Source organism: Borrelia venezuelensis (genome assembly GCF_023035835.1).
Lineage (GTDB): Bacteria > Spirochaetota > Spirochaetia > Borreliales > Borreliaceae > Borrelia > Borrelia turicatae.
Genome location: NZ_CP073220.1, coordinates 98,171 through 118,356, shown reverse-complemented (window position 1 = coordinate 118,356; position 20,186 = coordinate 98,171). Strand labels below are relative to the sequence as shown.

Genomic DNA, 20,186 nt, shown 5'->3' with positions numbered 1-20,186 from the left:
TTATGAATAATAATTCCCTTCCAATGCATGTTGGGATCATCATGGATGGAAATAGAAGATGGGCTTTAAAAAGAGGTCTGTCATTGTTTGAAGGACACAAAGAAGGCTTAAAGAGAGCTAAGGAGATAGTTAAATATTCTCTTAAATTAGGCATAAAATATTTATCTCTCTATGTTTTTTCTACAGAAAATTGGAATAGGACAAAATCTGAAATAAAACATTTGATGTTTGTGATTGCCGATTATTTAAGTTCTGAGTTTGAATTTTATAGTACAAATAATATAAAAATACTAGTATCAGGAGAGATTGAAGCTTTAAGTAAGGAAGTAAGAAAGTCAATCATTGATGCTATTGATTTTACAAAAAATTTTGATGGACTTGTGTTAAATTTGGCAATTAATTATGGTGGTCGAAATGAAATAGTTAGAGCTACTAAGAAAATTCTGGGAAGTGGTTTACAGTGTGAAACTTTAGATGAGATTGTATTTTCTAAATTTTTGGACAATCCTGAAGTTTGTGATCTTGATCTTTTAATTCGTACTGGTGGAGACATGAGAATAAGTAATTTTCTTTTATGGAGAATTGCTTATTGTGAATTTGTTTTTTCAAGTGTTTTGTGGCCAGAGTATTCCGTTTCGCATTATGATAAAGACTTGGAATGTTTTAAAAATAGGAAGAGGAATTTTGGGAGATAAAAGTTTATTTAATCTTAGGTCTAAAAAATTAGCATTTGTTGCACGATTGGGGACATTTTTGTTTTTTGTTCCTTTAGTTTTGTTTTTAATATTTTTAGAGTTTAATAATTATTTATTTATTAATATTTTAATTTTTATGTTTAGTGGAGTTGCTGCAAAGGAAGTTAATGATTTGCTTAGGGTTAAATCTTCTTCCATTTCTAGTACTTTATCTTTCTTTTTAGGGATAGCTCCTCCAATTTTGACATATGTACATTGCAATGTTTTTGATTTGGGTATAAATATAATATTTTATTTGGTTATAACTTTAGTGTTTAGTAACTGGATTGTTAATTTGGTTTTCATTAAAGAAAATGAAATTGTTAATTTTTTATCACAGGCAACTTCGATAATTTTCATACTTATATATCCGGGTGTTTTGATGTCATTTGTTGTTGCTATTACTACTTTGCCAAGAGCACCTATTCTTTTGTTAATACTTTTCTCTATGGTTAGTGGTAATGATACTTTTGCTTATCTTGTTGGATATTTTTTGGGAAAAAATAGTTATAGACCTACAATTATTAGTCCCAATAAAACGATAATGGGATTTTTAGGTGGTATATTATTTTCTGTTATTGTTGCAATAGTTGTAGTATGTTTAGGTTTGATAAATTTAACTTATGGAGAAGCTATGATTTTTGGTGTCTTAATAGGATTTTTTACTATTATTGGTGATTTATTTGAATCTGGACTTAAACGTAGTGCAGGAGTTAAAGACTCTGGCAATATTATTCCTGGTAGAGGTGGTGCTCTTGATTCAATTGATTCATACCTTTTAACAGGTCCTATATTTTATTTGTATTTGTCGTAATTTTTGGGAGTAATTGATGTATATTTTTCTTAGTATTTTGGCGTTTACCTTTATAATATTCATTCATGAATTAGGTCATTTATTCTTTGCAAAACTTTTTAAAGTTAAAGTTGAAGTTTTTTCTATAGGGATAGGCCCTAGTCTTTTTAAATTTAAAATAAAAGACACAGAGTATAGATTTTCTCCTATTTTTTTGGGGGGGTATTGTAAGCTTAAAGGAGCTGAACATTTAGAAAATGAGCTTAGATTAAATAGACAGCTTGAAGCGGATAAAGATTCTATTTTTGGTATTTCTAATTTTAAGAAAATATTAATATATTTTGCAGGGCCTCTTTTTAATTTAATTTTTGCATTAATTGTTTTTATTGCAATAGAAATGATAGGTATTGTTTATCCTGATTATTTTAATAAAATAGTAGTTATTAATAATAGTGTTTTGAGTAAATTTAGAGATGGGGATGTTATTTTAAGCGTTAATAATAGTGATATAAGATATTTTTCCGATTTAAATAAAGTTGTTCCTTTAAAAGATTCAAGAGTGACTTTCATAGTTTTAAGGGACAGTAAGACTATTAGTTTTGAAGATTATACAAGTTTCGATAAGCTTTTAAAGGAAATTGGTCCTTGGATAAATCTTATTATTTCTAAAGTTAAAACAAATTCTTCAGCTGAAGTTGCCGGTCTTAAACCCAATGATAAGATAATAAGCATTAATGATGTGATTTTAAATAATAATGTGGAGTTAAACAATTTGATTGAGAAGCTTGATTCTAATGTGGTGGATATTAAGTATGAGAGAAATGGAGAGATTTTAACTTCCAGGTTGGTGTTTCAAGATACTAATAAAAGTTTAGGAGTTTATTTATTGCCTGGTTTAGAGCGAGTGGTTAAGTCAGATAATTTAGGAATTGCTATTAAAAATTCTTTTAATAAAGTCTTAAATATTTTAGGTCATATTCTTTACTCCATTGTTGCATTATTCACTAATTTTAAGAATAATGCTAAAAATGTCACAGGGCCTGTTGGTATGATTAATATTTTTATTGATTCTTCTTCTGCTGGAATATTATCTTGGTTTAATACTATTGCTATTTTTAATTTACTTATTGCTGGTATGAATTTGTTTTTTGTTGTAATTCCAATGCTTGATGGAGGTCAAATTCTTATTAGTTTAATTGAAATCTTGCGTGGGAAACGACTTAGGGCAAAAGTTATTTATTATTTTTATATTTTTGGTGTCTTGTTGATGTTAAGTTTTTTTATATTAGGGTTTTTTAACGATTTACGTAATCTTTAGTCAATTTATGCTGCTTGTTCAAGCAGATCCTATCTGATGTTTATCAATAAGGGAGTACATATTTGAACATGAACCAAAAATGAGCAAAAGATGCAAATAGGATTAAAATATGAAAAAAGTCATGCATTCTCATATTTGCTATTGGATTAAGTTTTTTGCTTGTTGAGTAAATTATTCCCCCTAGTGTGTAGAGAATACCCCCAAGTGCTAGCCATAAGAATCCTTGTATAGGGAGAATGTTATAAATGAGTCTGATTCCGAATATGATGCTCCATCCCATAAGTATAAATATGCATCCGTTGAGCCATCCAGGACTGTTTACGTATATTGATTTAAAAATAATTCCAAGAATAGCAAATCCCCAAACGGTTATGAGGATTATTTTTCCATAAGCATTTGGCATGAGAATTAGACATGGTGGAGTGTATGTTCCTGCTATCAATATAAATATTGAAATATGATCAAATTTTCTAAAGAGTTGTTTTATTTTGCTTCCTTTTGTAAAAATGTGATAAAGAGTACTCATCGTATATAATAATGTCATTGATGAGCCATAGATAAGAAATAATACTGCATGGAGATACTTTTTTGAATGAGTTGATAGAGTAATGAGAATCGTTGTTCCTATTATTGATAAAATAATGCCAAATAAGTGAGATATTGAGCTAAACAATTCATTTTTAGGTATTGGCTCATTATATGATGTGTATTTTTTATTTTTTTCAAACATAAACCTACTCTTCTCTGTATGCTTTTTATTTTTAGAACATGTATTTGTTCTTATTTATTTTAGGTATATTAGTTCAAAAAAATACATAAATCAAGTGATCAAGAATAGTTTAGTATGAAACCGAAGGATAAATTGATGTTATTGCATAATTTTCTTCTTAAATTTTTCTATTAGTACCTCTCTTTTTGTAAAAAAGCTATATAATGCATATTGTCTTAAGTTTTTGAATGGAGAGGTCTAGAGTGATAAATTTTTTAAAAGTTTTTAGATTTGCTAATTTGCAAAAGTTTTCTAGTGCAGTAAAATTACCAATTTCTGTTGTGACAATTTTTTGTTTAATGCTTGGAATTGGATCTGCACTGTTAAATCCTTCTAATTTGTTTTACGTTGATAACTTTGTTGTTAAACTTGTTTTGGGACTTATTAAGAGTACCAGTAATATTATTATTTTGAATATTCCATTGCTTTTTGTTATAGGGATTACTGTTGGGGTCGCTAGAGCTCAAAAGGGTCCTGCTGCACTTTCAGGTTTTGTTGGATATTTGATTTTTAATATTACTGAAAATTATTTTCTTGATGTGTTTGCAAGACTTGTTGAGCCTAATTTAATGTCTTCTGTTGGTCAAGTAAATATTTTGGGAATTCAAACTTTAAATACAGGTATTTTGGGGTCTTTATCAGTTGGACTATTAGTTGGCTATTTGCACAATAAGTTTTATTGTATCGAGTTGCCTGGACCTTTAAACTTTTTTTCTGGTTTTCGTTTTGTTCCCATAGTAGTTTTTCCTTTTTGTATTTTATTGGGGATAATATTTGTTTTAATTTGGCCGTATTTTAATGAATTAATTACTTCTTTTGGATTTTTTATTGCTAAATTTAACTATCTTAATAGTTTCCTTTATGGGTTTTTAAATAGACTTCTCATTCCTTTGGGGCTTCATTCCATTCTTACATTTCCTTTTAATTTTACTTCGTTGGGAGGAACAGAAGTTATTGATGGTCAAGTTGTTGGTGGTATTCAGAATATATTTTATGCTCAATTAGCAGATCCATATCTTGTTAGGTTTTCCCCAAGTATTTCCAGGTTCAATAGTGGGTTTTATCTCTCTATTATGTTTGGACTTCCTGGGGCAGCATTGGGGGTTTATAGAGGAATCATTCATGATGATAAGAGTAAGATCGTGCCTTTGCTATTTTCAGGTGCTTTTGCAGCTTTTTTGACTGGAATTACGGAGCCTTTAGAATTTTTATTTGTTTTTACTGCACCTTTGCTTTATTTTATACATGCCATTTATACTGGGTTTGCGTTGTTGATTGCTAATGTACTTGATATTGCAGTTGGTGTTACTTTTTCTGCTGGATTTTTTGATTTTCTAATGTTTGGGGTGTTACAGGGACATGCTAAGACAAATTGGCTTTATTTATTACCATTAGGATTTGCATTTTTTGCTTTGTATTATTTTACTTTTAAATGGATTTATAATTATTTTGATTTTCAGATTTTTGGTGTTGATGAGCCATTTTTTGCTGGTAGTGAAGGGGAAGTTGAAGGAATGGGAATTGCACATCTTATAGCTCAAGGTCTTGGAGGTCTTGACAATATTCAAGAGTTTAATGTTATTTCAACAAACTTAATGTTTGTAGTTTTCAGTCCTGAGCTTATATCAGAAGATTTTCTTAAAAAAACAGGTGCTTTAAATATTGTTACAATTGATAATACAATTAAAATTGATTATGGAACAAATGTTTATTATATAAAACAAGCGATTAAAAATTATTCTCCTGAAAGACTTTTTAAGGCCAGTGCTATTGTTGCATCTGATAATGTGAAACATGGTATTAAAGCATATATTGAAATGAAAGAAGATGATAAGCTTGAAAGACAAGGTTCGACAGGAAAAGTTTACAAACTTAATAAGGATGATGAGGATAATTAGAATTTATTTAGGTTAGAAGGTTACTTAAAATTATGAATTTGTGTTATATAAGTTGTTTTTTTACTTTGTTTTAAAGAGACTTTTTAAGAACTTAATATTTTTAGCTGGGTTGTTTATGGTATATAGAAGGTACCTTTTAATAGAATGGTTTAAAGATAGTGTGGTAGGATTTTAATTGTTCTGTGAGGAGTATTTTGAAAAGATTTTTTCTCAATATTGAAAAAAAATGAGTATTTTTATATACTACTTAAATAATCTGTTATAGTATTGAGATAACCTTTGCCATAAATTTAAAAGGTTTATGGTACGATTAAGACCATGAGGAGTTATAATGATAAAAAAGTATGAAGCTTGTTTTTTGTTTAAGAGTGAAGAACTTGAATATAAAGCCGCTTTAGAAGAGGTAAAAAAACAGTTAACAGTTTTTAATGCTAGTGATTTTGCTGAAAATTCTCTTGGAGAGAGGGCATTAGAATATCCTATTAGGAAGCAGTTGCGTGGTAGATATGAAATAATAGAATTTAAGATGGATAGTGAGAATTTGAAAGAGCTTGAAATTCAATTAAAACTTATTAAAAATTTGTTAAGGTATATGATCTTGGTTAAGATTAACAAAAAGGTTAGTGTTAAAAAAGTTAAGAGAAGAAATTTTAGAGAGTTCAAGGATAATAGGGATATTAAAGAAAAAGAATCATCAGAGTTTAATTCTAATGTTGATGTAAAAGTAGATTGAGGAGGTTGTAGATGGCCGATATTAATTCCTTAGTATTATCTGGTAGGCTTACTAGAGATTCTGAGCTTACTTATACTGAGGCAGGTATGGCTATTCTTAAATTTGGTTTAGCTAATAACAGAAGGGTGAAAAAAAATGACGAATGGATGGATTATGCTCAATTTTTTGATTGTACTCTCTTTGGCAAGAGGGCTGAGAGTCTTGTTTCTTTTCTTAAGAAAGGAAAACAAGTTGTGATTAGTGGTTCTTTAAGGTATGAGAGTTGGCAAGATAAAAACACTGGAGATAAGAAGAACAGATGCAGTGTTTTAGTAGATGATATTCAAATGTTTGGCTCACTTATTACTACTAAAGGTGCTAATGATGTTGGTTTTGAAAGTTATAAGAAGCCAGATTCGTTTACGGATATTGGTTTTGATGACGGTTTTAATGAAGATATACCTTTTTAGGAGTTTGAATTTATGTATAAAGATATAGATTCCCATCAGAGAGATTCAAGGACTGATGGACATCAAGATGGTTTTAAAAAAAACCCTAATTTTAGATTTTTTAAGAAAAAGACATGCAGATTTTGTGATATGGACAGAGTTCCTGATTATAAAGAATTTGATTTCCTTAAGAAGTTTGTTACAGAGCAAGGGAAAATATTACCTAGGAGAATTACAGGCACTTCTGCTAAGCATCAGAGGCGTCTTGCACTAGAGGTTAAAAAAGCTAGATATATGGCTTTACTTCCTTTTGTAAAGAAATATTAAGGAGAGATGATGAGAGTAATTTTGAAAGAAGATTTTATTAATCTTGGAAAAGAAGGTGATATTGTTGATGTAAAGGATGGTTTTGCTAGAAATTATTTATTACCAAAAGGTTTTGCTGTTTTTTCGGATAAGCATAATATTGATATTTTCAATCAAAAAAGGAGATCAATACTTAAGAGACAAGAAACAAGAAAAAAAGCAGCTCTTGAGCTTAAAGAAAAACTTGATAAGATCAATTTAGAATTCGCAATGCAGTCTAATGATAGTGGAAAATTGTTTCATAGTATTAATAGCTTAAATATTGCCGATGAGCTTTTAAAGCTTGGGTTTGAAATTGAGAGAAGAAAAATAGATATACATCATGGTCCATTAAAAACTTTTGGAATTTATGATGTAACTATTAAGCTTTATGAGGGAATTAATTCTGTAATTAAAGTTGAGATAAAAAGGGAAGAGAAAAAACATTCTCTTAAAAAGTCTAAGAGTGTTGAAAAGGAAGTTTAAAGAAGAGGTATAGTTTGTGGCTTTTACTTCAGTAAGTACAGCCTCTACACTTCTTTTTAACGAAGGCGCAGAAAAGGCAGTTATTTCGAGTATATTTTATAATCCAGGAAAGGTGGAAGAGGCATTATTATATCTAAAACCGGATGATTTTTATAGTCAAAATCATGAGATGATTTTTAAAGCGATGATTTCTCTTTATGAAAAAAGAGAAAATATTGATCCAATAACTGTATTTGAGGAAGTATCTTCTTTAACACCTAAATCACAGCTTTTAAGTAATTTTAAAGCTTTAACAGGATTGCAGGATTATTTGAGTTTTCTCTCAGGGTATCTTCCAACTGATAAGACTATAAATGTTTATGCGAAAATTGTTAAAGAACATCGCATTAGAAGAGATATTTCTAAAATTTCTAGGGAACTGAATGATCTAGCTAATGATTCTACAAAAAAAGTTGAGCAATTTGTGGAAGAAGCACAAAGGCATATTCTTTCAATTGAATTAGATTGTTCTAGTAAAAATCTTAATCATGCAAAAATTATTGCTGAGAGAGTTCATGCTGAGATATATGAGAGAAGCATGAAAAAACGAGAAGTTAATTTTGGTATTCCAAGTGGTTTTAAGAAGGTTGATAGTCTTATTGGAGGTTTTAGAGAGAGTGATTTTATTATTATTGGTGCTCGTCCTAGTGTTGGTAAAACTGCCTTTGCACTTAATATTGCATCAAGTATTGCATTGAGGAATGATAAAAAGAGGAAAGTAGGTTTTTTTTCTCTTGAAATGACTTCTGATGCTTTGATTAAAAGAATAATAGCAGCCCAAGCTAATATTGATAGTTTTAAGATTCAAAATAGTATTTTGTCAGGTCATGAAATTAAGGCAATCAATGATGTTGTGAATGATATTAGTAATTCTGAATTTTATATTGAAGATACTGCTAATATTAGTTTGTTAACGCTTGCAACTCAGGCTAGAAAGCTTAAAAGATTTTCGGATATAGATATACTATTTGTTGATTATATTAGCCTTATTTCCCTCGAAGCTAGGAATATTCCACGTCATGAGCAGGTAGCCTCAATTAGTAAAGCACTCAAAGAGCTTGCAAGAGAACTTAAGATTCCAATTGTTGCCCTTTCACAGCTTACAAGAGATACTGAGGGACGTGAACCTAGTCTTGCTAGTTTAAGAGAATCAGGTGCATTAGAGCAGGATGCAGATATTGTTATTTTACTTCATAGAGATAAGGACTTAAAAAGTGGCTCTGATGATGAGAGAGTGATTAGTGCTATCGATACTAAAATTATTGTTGCTAAACATAGAAATGGGCCTACAGGAAGAGCTGATATATTGTTTTTACCACATGTTGTTAAATTTGTGAATAAAGAACATGAAAATGATTATTAATGTTATTTGTTGATGTTTATGAGGGTTTGAGTTTTTATCATCTTTGATTTTGGACAGGATATTATTTGTTGCATTCATATAACTTGACTAAGTTGATGTATTTAGATGTTTATTGTTATACCAATACCAAGATAATTAAAATTTAATTTATGTGTTTCTAAATTATAATTTGTTGTGTTATAAACAATTGGGTGATAATTAATTTTTGTAAATATTTTTGCATTATATGTTACTTTATTATATTTAAGTGTTTCTATTAATATGCCAGGTTCAATTTCAAGTCCTGCTTGCAGTGTATCTTTTATTTTTAATGGTCTATAAATTGCTTTTATATCTTTTTTATCTTTATTGTAAGATACGAATATTCCAGAACATATGTATAGTATAAATCGATCTTTTGTGAATAATTCATACATTAATCCGGATGAAAATCTATTTGTACGGCTATTGAATTCAGCTAAATTAATATCATAATTTGTTGCAATGGCAAAATAATATTTTAATGAGGGTATTATTATGTAATATATTAAATTTCTAGTTTGGAATGGGATCATAATGTCAAATCCAAAAGAAAAATTTTGGTTGAGGAGATATAAGTTATCTTCCAATGTATTGTCGTATTCTTCAGTAAAGATTATGCCAAATCCTCCTACGCTGAAAAATTTTTCCTTAATTGAAAAATTGTTTAAATTAAGGTTATTTATTGTAAAAAAGTTTTTAGAATGAAGTCTGTATTGAATTCCAATGCCAGTTTCTGCTTCTTGTGTTTTTGAATATGTTTCTATGCTATTTATTTTACTTTGAGTTTGATAAAAAAGTTTAGTTTCAATCCCTATAGATTCATTTTTAAAGTCCATTGCAATGCTTGTTTTGAAAAAATAGTCTGCAAAATAAGATAAGTCTATATAATTTTCAAGATTAAAAAACTTCATGTAAGAATAATTGATTGCTGTACTTAAGAAACCTCTGTAATTGTAATTTTCATAATTTTTAGGAATTGGTCTTAATTGTCTTAGGGTAAAATGCACTGCTTGTTGTATTAAAGCTCCACCCCAGTTTCCATAGATTAGATTTTTAATACCAATACCAATATCAATATTTCCAAAGTATTGTGTTTTTGTTTTTATTGAGAATGGAAAATAATACATAAATCCAATTTCTAAAAGATCAACTCTTGTTCTTAATTGCTCAGGAGAGTCTTTGTTCCCTCTAAAAGTTAACATGTGTGCTTCTGCATTTAGCATGAAATTATATTTTGATTCATGAATAAATATCAAAGAACCGCTTCTGAGATCATCAAAAAAATCACAAAGTGCAAATCCAAGGCCGTCATTTAGATTGTTAAAATGGTATTTATCAACCCTATCATTTTGATATTTGATTAAATGGTTATAAGCATAAGAATTAATTGCCAACATTATAATTATCATTTTGAGGTTAAGTTTTGCTAAATACATGCATGATTAATATAACATTTTTGTTCGAATATATCATTGTGTTTTTTGTGTATTTAATAATTGATATTGATGATAATTTTTATCAAATCATTTATAATATCTTTTATATTCTGTTTTTTCAAATTGTGTTTTGTTATTATATAGTTGAAGATTAGTTTTTTTGTGTGGGGTTTTGTATGAGAAAAATAGCAATCATTGACGGACTTAGATCTCCGATTACTAAATTTGGGGGTGTCTTAAAGGGAATGAATATTGTTGATGTGTCCTCAGATATTGTTAAGGCTTTGCTTGCGAGAAATAATATTGATAAAGTGGATGAGGTTATTGTTGGAAATGTAATTTCTGCAGGGCTTGGTCAAAATATTGCCAGACAAATTGCTTTGAAGGCTGGTTTAGGTGAAATTATTCCTGCTTTTACTGTAAATAAAGTTTGTGGCTCGGGACTTAAGTCTTTAGAACTTGCGTTTAATTCTATAGCTCTTGGTAATAGTGAAATTATTTTAGCTGGTGGTGTAGAAGATTTGAGTAATGCGCCTTATCTTTTGCCAAGAGGTGTTAGATTTGATGGTTTAAAATTTGGCGACTTTAAAATAGAGGATTCAATATATAAAGATGCCTTAGTTGATACTCCAAGTAGTACTGTGATGGGACTTACAGCGGAAAATTTGGCTGAAATGTATGAAATTACAAGAGAAATGCAAGATCAGTTTGCATATAATTCTCATATGAAGGCAACAGCAGCAAGAGATAGTGGATATTTTGATGATGAAATATATCCTTTATCAGTTTTTGATAAAAAGACAAAACTTAAAAGTGTTATATGTAGTGATGAGGAGATACGTGATAGTTTAAGTTTAGAAAAACTGTTGTCTTTAAAACCTGTCTTTAAGGAGGGAGGTACTGTTACTGCCGGTAATTCTTCTAGTTTAGATGATGGGGCTTGTTTTTTAATATTGGCAAGTGAGGATTTTGTTTGCAAAATGGGATTACAACCTTTAGCTTATGTTGGTGGTTTTAAAAGTGTAGGCTTAAACCCTCTTCATATGGGATTTGGAGCTTTTCTTGCTATTAAAGAGATTATAGAGAAATTTAACTTAACTCCAAGTGAAATTGATTTTATTGAAACAAATGAAGCTTTTGCAGCACAATCTTTAAGTGTTTTGAAAGCTTTACGTCAAAAATATGATGTGAGAGATAGTATTATCAATGTTAATGGAGGGGCTATTGCCTTAGGACATCCGTTTTCAGTGAGTGGCTCTAGGATTTTGTTAACTCTTGCACGTCTTATTAAAATAAATAATAAATCAAAAGGAATTGCCTCTCTTTGTATTGGAGGTGGACAGGGTATAGCGGCTTTTTTATATAGATGAATGATATTCTTATTTTAAACTAGATTTAAATTTAATGTTTTGTTAAAATCTTATGCAGTGATTTAGTTCAATGATTGATATAAAGGTGATTTTTATGGGTAATGTTTTGTGTTTTCTGTTATTTTTTGTTGTAGGAATAACTTCTTTTGCTCAAAATACTCCTGTTGTAATTATCAATTTGCATAGTAACGAAATTATTACTAAGACAGAATTTGATTCTAAAGTAAATACATTGAAAAAGACACAAGGTAGAGATTTAAGTAATGCTGAGAGGAAGCAAGTTTTGCAGATTTTAATAGCCGATGTCCTTTTTGGTCAAGAGGCTTTAAAGCAAGGGATTAAGGTTGAAGATGCGGAAGTTATGCAAACAATTAGAACTCAGTTTGGACTTTTAAATCTTACAAATGAGCAAATTAAACAAATGGTAGAAAGTCAGGGTACAAATTGGAATGAGCTTTTATCTTCAATGAAGAGGTCTCTTTCTGCACAAAAGTTAATTCTAAAGATGGCTCAGCCTAAATTTTCAGAAATAAAAATCCCAGGAGAAAAAGAAGTAGTTGAATATTATGAGGCTAATAAAACTAAGTTTGTTAATCCTGATATAGCAAGGATTAGTCATGTTTTCTTTTCTTCAAAAGATAAAAAGAGATCAGAGGTTCTTGCAAATGCAAAGGATATTGTAAATCAGATAAAATCGAAAAAGATTACTTTTGAGGAAGCTGTAAGAAAATATTCAAATGATGAGGGTTCTAAGGTTAAGAATGGTGATCTTGGATTCTTGGCAAGGGGTGATCAGAATGCACAAAATGTTCTTGGATTAGATTTTGTTAAAGAAGTATTTATGCTTAAGAAGGGAGACATTTCTCAGCCAATATCATCAAAAGAGGGTTTTCATATAGTTAAAGTTACTGAAATGTATTCTCAGAGATTTTTAGGTCTTCAAGATAAGATATCTCCTAATGTTGATATGACTGTAAAGGATGCCATAAAAAATAATATGGTTAATATTCATCAGCAGCAAATTGTTGCTAGAGTACAACAAGAGATTTATGATAAACTAAATAAGTCTGCTAGTATACAAATTTTGGATTCTAGTCTAAAATAAAAATAAGATATTATAATATTTGGTTATGGACTTGAGACACAAGGCTAGAGTATTAGCTTTTCAAAAAATTTACAGTATTGATATTAATTGTAAGGCAAAAGATAATATTTATGATATTTTTAATCTTGAAGATCATGGATTGGAGTTAGAAGAAAATTTAAAATTATTTTATTCTGTTTTGGTTAATGGTACTTATGATAATTTAGAATTTATTGACAAATTGATTAGTAATATTTCTCTTAATTGGCGTTTAGACCGTATGGATAAGGTTGATCTTGCCATATTGAGAATGAGTGTATATTCACTTAAGTTTCAAAATTTAGATGTTCCCAAGAGAGTCATAATAGATGAGGCTATTTTAATTGCCAAAAAGTATGGTGGTAAAAATTCTTATAAATTTGTTAATGGGATACTTGATGCTTTATTGAAAAATATGGAGAGCTCATTTGAAAGCAAATAAAGTGTTATTATTTTTTATTTTATTTTTAGTCCTTTTTGTATCAATTTTTGTTTATTTGAGCTTGAATCCATACGTTTTATATATGTTAAAGGGCGAACTAGATTTTAATGAAATTCTTGTAGAAGTTGATGGTTATCTTTTAAATGAAAATTTAGAGAGTGCTGAGAATGCAATAAGATTTTATTCTTATTATGCTGATACTGAATACAAGTGGCTTTCTCTTATTAAAAGGGCAAAGCTTTATTCTGTTAAAATTAAACATTATTTATTGATGAGGGACATTTTGGACTTAAGTGTTAAAAGTTTGCCGGGAAATTTAAAGCTTAGGGCGCTTGAAGTATATTCAAAACTTAAGGTAGGAGCTGTTTTAGAGGCTTATGATATTGCAAAGCAGTATCTTTTAGGATATAAGGAATATAAGCATTTGTATGATGAGGCTTTTATTAAAAGTTTAATTTTAAGCTATGATGTAAAAGATATTAAAAGCTTTTTAATCAAAATGGAACGTGAAAGAGATGCTCTTGCTTTTGAGACTATAGGTTTCAATCTTCAGAATAATGCATTTTTAATTGATGCAATGCTTTTGTATATACAGAAAAAGGATTTAGATTCTGCTAAGAGAATACTTTTGAAAATAAAGGAAGATAAGGATTTTTCCAAAGAGCTTGCCTATATTTCTTACGGTCTTGATAATTTGGATTTTACTATTGCAAATCTTAAGCTTAATAATAGTAATGAACCAAGTTTGATGTTTTTGCTAGCAGACGCCTATTTGAAGAAGGGTGATATTAACAATGCTAAGATTGAATATTTAAAACTTTATACCGATTTTCCTGATTATAGTATGATGGTATATCTTGGTCTGGCATTTATTGCTAAGAAGGAGAATGATTTAAAGCGTGCTATTGCTTATTTAAATAAGGCTAATGAAAATTTTAAAGAAAATGAAATGGTGAATTATTATTTGGCTAATATTTATTTTGAAGCCAATGATTATTTTAATGCAAATGAGATTGCAAAAAAGTATAGAGATAGTCCTTTATTTTTTAAACTTTACTTTGTGTTGAATTATGCAAATTTAAAGTATGAGGCTAAAAAGTCTTTTTTATGGCGTTTATTTTATAGATCAAATTATAGTACTGATATTGCTCAGCTTTTGGCTTGGAATTTGCTTCTTTATTCTGATCTAAAAGATTTAGATTTATTTTTTAAGATTTATGATTCTGTTGATGAAGTTCAAGATTGGTATTATTTCTATAAATTTTATTATTTTTTTCTTAAAAAGGACTTAAGTGTTGCGGAAAAGATAATTATTGAGAATCAGGTGGGCAAATATTTATATGGTTTTTATTATAATCTTGGGGTTTTAAAATTGTATCAAAAAAATTATAAAGAATCTGAAGAATATTTTAGTAAGACAGTTTCTCTTTTGCCTTTCACTCTTGATGATAAGAGTAAAATTACTTTAAGAGAACGTGAAGATGTGGCAAAAGTGTATTTAAAGCGTGGAATTAATTATCTTTATTTAGGTGAATTTGAAAAGGGACGAGAAGCTATTTTAACTTCTAATTTTTTTTATGAAACTAATGAAGGTAAACTTTATATGAATATGATAGAAATACTTAAAGAGAGGAATTAATTATTTGAAATTAAGATTAAAATCTAGAGCAGAGATTGAGAAAATTAGGGCATCTGCAAGACTTTTGGCCCAGACTTTTTTAGAAATTGAGAAAAATATTGTTCCTGGAATTAACACCAAGACGCTTGATTTGATTGCTAGTGATTTTATTACTAAGAATGGGGCTAAATCTGCTTTTAAGGGATATGCTGGATTTAAGGGAACTATTTGTGCTTCTATAAATGAAGAAGTTATTCATGGAATTCCTGGAACAAGAGAACTTAAAGATGGCGATGTTATTAGTATTGATTGTGGAGTTATTTTAGATGGGTTTTATAGTGATATGGCTAAGACTTTTAAGGTGGGTAAAGTAAGCCCTAGTGTCAATAAATTATTAGAAGTTACAGAGGCTGCTCTTTATAGAGGAATTGATGAAATGAAGGCTGGTAATCGAGTTTTAGATATCTCAAAAGCTATAGAAAATTATATTAAACCATTTGGTTTTGGAATTGTTAGGGATTATACAGGACATGGTGTTGGTTTTGCTTTGCATGAAGAACCAAGTGTTCCAAATTATTATGAGCCTTTTTTTAAAAATGTTAGAATTCAGGAAGGTATGGTTTTAGCAATTGAACCGATGGTAAATTTAGGGGGACATAAAGTTTCTGTTAAGAATGATGATTGGACAGTGTTTGCATCTGATTTTAGTTGTTCTGCTCATTTTGAACATACTGTTGCTGTTGTTGATGGTTTGCCTTTGATTTTGAGTAAGATTTGATAGATATTAATTAAGTGTTATTTAAAAGATTTGGTTTTATATTATGGAGGTGTATAAAATGAAGAAAAATTTTATTTCCGTATTTTTAGCAAGCTTTTTAGCTTTAACTATTGGATTTTTTGTTGGAATACATTATTTAGGATCTGATAAAAATACTATTGTTTTTGCACAGGAGAAAGGTGATGCTGGCGAGTCTCTTCAGGATTCTTTTAGGAAGGTATCTAAAAAGATTTTACCATCCACTGTGGAAATTTATGCTACTGGAATAGTTAAAACACGCGATCTTTTCCATTTATTCTTCTTTTTTGATATTCCAGGTTTGAACCTTGAAAAAAAGGCGCAATGGGGTGGTTCTGGGGTAATTATTGGAAGAGATTCTAAGAAAACAAATTTATTTTATGCTCTTACAAATAGTCATGTTGTAGATAATGCGATTGAATTTGAAGTTGGAACTTATGACAATAAAACTTATAAAGCAAAACTAGTAGGTAAGGATGATAAGAAAGATATTGCACTCGTTAGTTTTGAGGCTAATGATGCAGCTATTGAAATAGCTGAGCTTGGTGATAGTGATATGCTTGAGATAGGGGATTGGGTTATAGCTGTTGGGAGTCCCCATAACTTTAGTTTTTCAGTTACAGCAGGTATTATAAGTGGTCTTCATCGTTCAGTTAATCCTAATTTGAAAGCACGAAATTCATTTATTCAAACAGATGCAGCTATTAATCGTGGTAATTCTGGGGGACCCCTTGTAAATATTAAGGGAGAAGTTATTGGGATCAATACTTGGATATCGGCTTCTCCTTCTGGGGGTAATCTTGGACTTGGTTTTGCTGTTCCTATTAATAACGCTAAAAGTATTTTCGATGTTTTGATGAGTGGTAAGAAGAGTGAATCGGCTTGGATGGGAGTTGATTTGCATCGTTTAAGAAGTAAGGACCCAGAACTTCTTAAAAGCTTAGGTTATGAGGATAATTTTGAATCATTAGCAATTATTGCGGGTGTTTATGATGGTACATCTGCTTTTAGAGCAGGGCTTAAAGCAGGTGATGTAATTAGCAAGATCAATGATGTTTCAATGAATTTTTTCTACGATGTTAAGCAGTATATTAATGATTTTTATGCAAAAGAGAAGATTAAAGTTGAAATTTTAAGAGGAAAAGAGAAAAAGAATGTTGAAATAGAACTTGATGTTAAGCCCAAAATCAGTAATGAAAAGGAATATATCTCAGAGCTAAAATTGATGCCAGGTTTTACTGTTTATCCTTTAACTAAGGAAGTTAGGACTCAACTTGGTTTAAGAAATTGGACTAATGGAGTTGTGGTAGATAGTGTTGATCCAACTTTAGGTACAAATCCTAAAATTTCAACAGGAGATATCATTATGGTTGTTAATTCAAAAAGTATTAAAAGCTTAAGGGATTTTTATGATGCTGTTGAACATGGGAAGAATACTTATACTGTTTTAAGAGATGGTCAAACTTTTAAAGTCTCTTTTTAGTAATACACTTTATTTTTAGTTTAGGCTTAAAGAATGGATATCTTTAAGCCTATTTAGAGCTTAGAGTTGTTAATTTTGTCTTATTAAAATTTCTCAATTTTAATAAGACAAAATCTATGTGATGAGGTTAGTGTTTTAAATGGAAGTGATTCTAACTAAGAATTTATGTTTAAATGTTTTAGGAAAAGATGTATTGTTTATATTAATGAGTTTTGTTTTTAATTACATATGAGTAATATGAATTATTTTGTAATGTTGATCGCTTGCAAGAGTAGCAAATATATTGATTTTAATAAAAATGGTCAAATTTTAGATAAATCTTAATTTTTATGCGTTTTGGGGTGTTATATTAATGAAAAAATTTGTTTCTTATGAAGAGATAAGAATAAATGGTTTTAAGCTTGCTTATAAAATTTATAAAAATGGATTTATTCCTGATATTATGTATGTCTCTTTAAGAGGAGGAGCTTATCTTGGTAATATTATTAGTGAATTCTTTAAATTTATTAAGCTAGAAAAACCCCTTCTTTATGCTGCTGTTGTTGCAAGATCATATGATATTTCGAATAAGCAAAAAAAAATAATGATAGATGGATGGACTTATGATCCAAAATATTTAAGAGCAGGGGATAATGTTTTATTTGTTGATGATATTTTTGATACTGGCCGTACAATTATTCATTTGCGAGAAGAAGTTCTAAAGAGAGGAATAGATAGTCAAAATGTTAAAATTGCTGTTTATGATTATAAGGAACGTGGATATGTGGATTATAAGCCCGATTATTATGTTAATAAGTATTCAAGTGAAGATGAGTTAAACACTTGGATACATTACAGTAATCATGAATTAATAGGCTTATCAGAAGATGAGTATAAGTTAAGTTTTTTTAATTTAGATGATGAACTGAATGATATTTTAAAATTTTTGTCGAGCAAACTTTAGTTTTGCTCGACTTTGATATATTCCAGTTCACTATACCCTATGACGTGTAATGCTTTTGTTATTTCTCCTAAATAATCTTCTAAGATTGGACCAATTAAAGCAAAATTATTTTCTATTTGTGTATTTATTTTATTTAGTGCTTTTATTTTTTTAAATCTATCTTTCGTATGAGTTGAATAAACTTTGATGTTATACCATATATTTTTCTTTGATTTGGATGTTTGTATGTTGTTTTTGTCTTGAGGATAATATATTTTGTTAGATTTTCTTATTTTTACGATATTGTTTATGGGTTTTTGTACGTCTTGCTTTTTATTAGTTTTATCAATTTGTAGATTTGTATCTTTTTTTTTTATAATGTTATGATGATAGTCTTCTTTTTTGTGTGGATAGTTTATTTTATTGGATTTGTTAATCCTGGGCTTTTCTTTACTGTATTGATAATTTGATTTTTTACCTGTAATTTCTTTTTCTACATTTGAAAATAACATCAATGCTGATAATGTTAATGTTATTTGACATAAAATTTTTATTTTCAATTGTTTCCTCCTAAAACTTTTTATTAGAAATAAAGAGTTTTAGGAGTCCTTGGAAATGGTATGACATCTCTAATATTGGCCATTCCTGTTATATATTGTATTAATCTCTCAAGTCCAAGTCCAAATCCAGAATGAGGAGTTGATCCAAATCTCCTTAAGTCTAAGTACCAATTAAGAGTTTCTATTTCTAAATTTAGCTCTTTTATTCTTTTATTCAACTTATCCAAATTATCTTCTCTTTCACTGCCCCCAATTATTTCTCCGATGCGTGGAACTAAAATATCCATTCCTTTAACAGTTTTGCCGTCTTCATTCATCTTCATATAAAATGCTTTAAATTCTTTTGGATAATCAATAACTATGGCAGGTTTTTTGATGATTTCTTCTGTTAAATACCTTTCATGTTCTGTTTGTAAATCCATTCCCCAGTAAGGTTTTATTTCAAATGTTTTTGTTGCATTTTCAAGTTGTTTAATTGCTTGGGTATATGTAATAACTTCAAAGTTAGAGTTTATTACATCTTCAATTTTTTTGATTAAGCCTTTTTCAATGAAATTATCAAAAAATTCCATATCTTGATTACAATTATTTAAAGTCTCTTTTAAAATATACTTAAGAAAATTTTCTGCTAAATTGATATTGTCTTCAAGTGTAAAGAATGCCATTTCAGGTTCAATCATCCAAAATTCTGAGGCATGGCGTGTTGTGTTAGAGTTTTCTGCTCTAAATGTCGGTCCAAATGTATATATTTTTGATAAAGCCATTGCATAAGCTTCGCCGTGCAGTTGTCCAGTTACTGTAAGGAATGCTTGTTTGCCAAAGAAATCATCTTTAAAGTCAACTTCTTTTTCGTTTGTGATGTTATTGAAATCTAAGGTAGATACACGAAATATTTCACCGGCCCCTTCGCCATCATTTGATGTAATAATTGGGGTATGTATGTATAAAAATCCATTTTTTTGAAAATATTCATGAATTTTATAAGAAATTTGATTTCTAATTCTGGCCACAGCCCCAAATGTGTTAGTACGAATTCTTAAATGAGGGATTTCTCTTAAAAATTCAAAGGTGTGCCTTTTCTTTTGTAAAAGATATGTTTCTTGATCCGCTTCTCCAATTATATTAAAATTTGTTGTTTTGATTTCATAGGTTTGTCCTTTTGCTGGGCTTAAGATTAAAATTCCGGTTAATGATATACTGGCACCTGTTGTGAGCTTTTTTAATTCTTTTTTTTCAAATTGATGATCTTCTTCATTTATGATCGCTTGAATTCCTTTAATATTTGAGCCGTCATTAATGTCTACAAATGAGATTTTACCATTACTGCGTTTTGTACGAATCCATCCTTTCACTGTGATTATACTATCTAGTATAGGATTATTTAAAATTTCTTTGATGCTCTTATGCATATTTGCCCCTTCTATAATTTGGTATTAATGATAATTATAATTTAAACTATGATAAGTTTGAAAGTTTGTTAGGTTGTAAATATTATCAATTGTCATTGAA

20 protein-coding genes are annotated in these 20,186 nt (G+C 29.3%); 16 read left to right on the top strand and 4 right to left on the bottom strand.

Annotation, left to right across the window (positions count from 1 at the left end; translation table 11 throughout):
- The first annotated feature begins 2 nt into the window (after positions 1 to 2).
- Genes uppS through rseP form a run of 3 tightly spaced genes read left to right on the top strand, consistent with a single transcriptional unit; the run spans position 3 to position 2,845 of the window.
- Positions 3 to 695, top strand: coding sequence for a polyprenyl diphosphate synthase (uppS, locus tag bvRMA01_RS00590; RefSeq protein ID WP_247031448.1), 693 nt, complete (start codon positions 3 to 5; stop codon positions 693 to 695).
- Positions 643 to 1,548 carry a phosphatidate cytidylyltransferase gene (locus tag bvRMA01_RS00585; protein ID WP_247032386.1) on the top strand — a complete coding sequence of 302 codons (906 nt, stop codon included), beginning with the start codon at positions 643 to 645 and terminating at the stop codon, positions 1,546 to 1,548. Before uppS ends, bvRMA01_RS00585 begins: the two co-directional genes overlap by 53 nt.
- A gap of 16 nt (positions 1,549 to 1,564) precedes the next feature.
- Entirely contained in the window at positions 1,565 to 2,845 is a 1,281-nt protein-coding gene (rseP, locus tag bvRMA01_RS00580) for an RIP metalloprotease RseP (protein ID WP_247031446.1), read from the top strand.
- Positions 2,846 to 2,888: 43 nt separating this feature from the next.
- On the opposite strand, the gene trhA is transcribed toward rseP, so the two are convergent.
- A complete protein-coding gene (gene trhA / locus bvRMA01_RS00575; RefSeq protein ID WP_247031444.1) occupies positions 2,889 to 3,575 on the bottom strand; it encodes a PAQR family membrane homeostasis protein TrhA in 687 nt (228 codons plus the stop codon).
- A 242-nt stretch (positions 3,576 to 3,817) separates the two neighbouring features.
- Between trhA and bvRMA01_RS00570 the strand changes: the two genes are divergently transcribed.
- The 6 genes from bvRMA01_RS00570 to dnaB all read left to right on the top strand — a co-directional run bounded on the left by bvRMA01_RS00570 (position 3,818) and on the right by dnaB (position 8,906).
- Positions 3,818 to 5,512 carry a PTS transporter subunit EIIC gene (locus bvRMA01_RS00570; RefSeq protein WP_247031442.1) on the top strand — a complete coding sequence of 565 codons (1,695 nt, stop codon included), beginning with the start codon at positions 3,818 to 3,820 and terminating at the stop codon, positions 5,510 to 5,512.
- Positions 5,513 to 5,843: 331 nt separating this feature from the next.
- Positions 5,844 to 6,245 (top strand): 30S ribosomal protein S6, encoded by a 402-nt coding sequence (gene rpsF / locus bvRMA01_RS00565; RefSeq protein ID WP_247031440.1) that lies wholly within the window; start codon positions 5,844 to 5,846, stop codon positions 6,243 to 6,245.
- A gap of 11 nt (positions 6,246 to 6,256) precedes the next feature.
- Positions 6,257 to 6,694: a single-stranded DNA-binding protein gene (locus bvRMA01_RS00560; RefSeq protein ID WP_247031438.1), complete on the top strand. Its 438-nt coding sequence runs from the start codon at positions 6,257 to 6,259 to the stop codon at positions 6,692 to 6,694.
- A 12-nt stretch (positions 6,695 to 6,706) separates the two neighbouring features.
- On the top strand, positions 6,707 to 7,000 hold the full coding sequence (gene rpsR, locus bvRMA01_RS00555; protein ID WP_011772073.1) for a 30S ribosomal protein S18: 294 nt from the start codon (positions 6,707 to 6,709) through the stop codon (positions 6,998 to 7,000).
- Positions 7,001 to 7,009: 9 nt separating this feature from the next.
- On the top strand, positions 7,010 to 7,504 hold the full coding sequence (gene rplI / locus bvRMA01_RS00550; RefSeq protein ID WP_247031436.1) for a 50S ribosomal protein L9: 495 nt from the start codon (positions 7,010 to 7,012) through the stop codon (positions 7,502 to 7,504).
- A 16-nt stretch (positions 7,505 to 7,520) separates the two neighbouring features.
- Entirely contained in the window at positions 7,521 to 8,906 is a 1,386-nt protein-coding gene (gene dnaB, locus bvRMA01_RS00545) for a replicative DNA helicase (protein ID WP_247031434.1), read from the top strand.
- Between the two features lie 101 nt (positions 8,907 to 9,007).
- Here the strand turns inward: dnaB and bvRMA01_RS00540 are convergent, their stop codons facing one another.
- Positions 9,008 to 10,363: a hypothetical protein gene (locus bvRMA01_RS00540; protein WP_247031432.1), complete on the bottom strand. Its 1,356-nt coding sequence runs from the start codon at positions 10,361 to 10,363 to the stop codon at positions 9,008 to 9,010.
- A gap of 176 nt (positions 10,364 to 10,539) precedes the next feature.
- On the opposite strand from bvRMA01_RS00540, the gene bvRMA01_RS00535 reads away from it, so the two are divergent.
- The 7 genes from bvRMA01_RS00535 to bvRMA01_RS00505 all read left to right on the top strand — a co-directional run bounded on the left by bvRMA01_RS00535 (position 10,540) and on the right by bvRMA01_RS00505 (position 18,138).
- The gene (locus bvRMA01_RS00535) at positions 10,540 to 11,733 is read left to right on the top strand and encodes a thiolase family protein (protein ID WP_247031430.1); all 1,194 of its coding nucleotides are present in this window, start codon (positions 10,540 to 10,542) and stop codon (positions 11,731 to 11,733) included.
- 70 nt (positions 11,734 to 11,803) lie between these two features.
- A complete protein-coding gene (locus bvRMA01_RS00530) occupies positions 11,804 to 12,838 on the top strand; it encodes a peptidylprolyl isomerase (protein ID WP_433996706.1) in 1,035 nt (344 codons plus the stop codon).
- A 25-nt stretch (positions 12,839 to 12,863) separates the two neighbouring features.
- Positions 12,864 to 13,298, top strand: coding sequence for a transcription antitermination factor NusB (gene nusB, locus bvRMA01_RS00525; protein ID WP_247031426.1), 435 nt, complete (start codon positions 12,864 to 12,866; stop codon positions 13,296 to 13,298).
- Positions 13,285 to 14,937 (top strand): tetratricopeptide repeat protein, encoded by a 1,653-nt coding sequence (locus bvRMA01_RS00520; protein WP_247031424.1) that lies wholly within the window; start codon positions 13,285 to 13,287, stop codon positions 14,935 to 14,937. Before nusB ends, bvRMA01_RS00520 begins: the two co-directional genes overlap by 14 nt.
- Positions 14,938 to 14,941: 4 nt before the next feature.
- Positions 14,942 to 15,694, top strand: a complete 753-nt coding sequence (gene map, locus bvRMA01_RS00515) for a type I methionyl aminopeptidase (RefSeq protein ID WP_247031422.1) — start codon at positions 14,942 to 14,944, stop codon at positions 15,692 to 15,694.
- 58 nt (positions 15,695 to 15,752) lie between these two features.
- Positions 15,753 to 17,195 carry a trypsin-like peptidase domain-containing protein gene (locus bvRMA01_RS00510; protein ID WP_041178408.1) on the top strand — a complete coding sequence of 481 codons (1,443 nt, stop codon included), beginning with the start codon at positions 15,753 to 15,755 and terminating at the stop codon, positions 17,193 to 17,195.
- A 352-nt stretch (positions 17,196 to 17,547) separates the two neighbouring features.
- Complete coding sequence (locus tag bvRMA01_RS00505) at positions 17,548 to 18,138, top strand: phosphoribosyltransferase (RefSeq protein ID WP_247031420.1); 591 nt, start codon at positions 17,548 to 17,550, stop codon at positions 18,136 to 18,138.
- On the opposite strand, the gene bvRMA01_RS00500 is transcribed toward bvRMA01_RS00505, so the two are convergent.
- On the bottom strand, positions 18,135 to 18,677 hold the full coding sequence (locus bvRMA01_RS00500) for a hypothetical protein (RefSeq protein WP_247031418.1): 543 nt from the start codon (positions 18,675 to 18,677) through the stop codon (positions 18,135 to 18,137). The two genes, bvRMA01_RS00505 and bvRMA01_RS00500, sit on opposite strands and share 4 nt — an antisense overlap.
- Positions 18,678 to 18,700: 23 nt before the next feature.
- A complete protein-coding gene (gene asnS, locus bvRMA01_RS00495) occupies positions 18,701 to 20,086 on the bottom strand; it encodes an asparagine--tRNA ligase (RefSeq protein WP_247031416.1) in 1,386 nt (461 codons plus the stop codon).
- Positions 20,087 to 20,186: the final 100 nt, after the last annotated feature.

Bases quoted from the DNA above. Each gene is read 5' to 3' on its own strand.
- uppS (WP_247031448.1), top strand. From the start codon at position 3: ATGAATAATAATTCCCTTCCAATGCATGTTGGGATCATCATGGATGGA.
- bvRMA01_RS00585 (WP_247032386.1), top strand. From the start codon at position 643: ATGATAAAGACTTGGAATGTTTTAAAAATAGGAAGAGGAATTTTGGGA.
- rseP (WP_247031446.1), top strand. From the start codon at position 1,565: ATGTATATTTTTCTTAGTATTTTGGCGTTTACCTTTATAATATTCATT.
- trhA (WP_247031444.1), bottom strand. From the start codon at position 3,575: ATGTTTGAAAAAAATAAAAAATACACATCATATAATGAGCCAATACCT.
- rpsF (WP_247031440.1), top strand. From the start codon at position 5,844: ATGATAAAAAAGTATGAAGCTTGTTTTTTGTTTAAGAGTGAAGAACTT.
- bvRMA01_RS00560 (WP_247031438.1), top strand. From the start codon at position 6,257: ATGGCCGATATTAATTCCTTAGTATTATCTGGTAGGCTTACTAGAGAT.
- rpsR (WP_011772073.1), top strand. From the start codon at position 6,707: ATGTATAAAGATATAGATTCCCATCAGAGAGATTCAAGGACTGATGGA.
- rplI (WP_247031436.1), top strand. From the start codon at position 7,010: ATGAGAGTAATTTTGAAAGAAGATTTTATTAATCTTGGAAAAGAAGGT.
- bvRMA01_RS00540 (WP_247031432.1), bottom strand. From the start codon at position 10,363: ATGTATTTAGCAAAACTTAACCTCAAAATGATAATTATAATGTTGGCA.
- bvRMA01_RS00535 (WP_247031430.1), top strand. From the start codon at position 10,540: ATGAGAAAAATAGCAATCATTGACGGACTTAGATCTCCGATTACTAAA.
- bvRMA01_RS00530 (WP_433996706.1), top strand. From the start codon at position 11,804: ATGATTGATATAAAGGTGATTTTTATGGGTAATGTTTTGTGTTTTCTG.
- nusB (WP_247031426.1), top strand. From the start codon at position 12,864: ATGGACTTGAGACACAAGGCTAGAGTATTAGCTTTTCAAAAAATTTAC.
- bvRMA01_RS00510 (WP_041178408.1), top strand. From the start codon at position 15,753: ATGAAGAAAAATTTTATTTCCGTATTTTTAGCAAGCTTTTTAGCTTTA.
- bvRMA01_RS00505 (WP_247031420.1), top strand. From the start codon at position 17,548: ATGAAAAAATTTGTTTCTTATGAAGAGATAAGAATAAATGGTTTTAAG.
- asnS (WP_247031416.1), bottom strand. From the start codon at position 20,086: ATGCATAAGAGCATCAAAGAAATTTTAAATAATCCTATACTAGATAGT.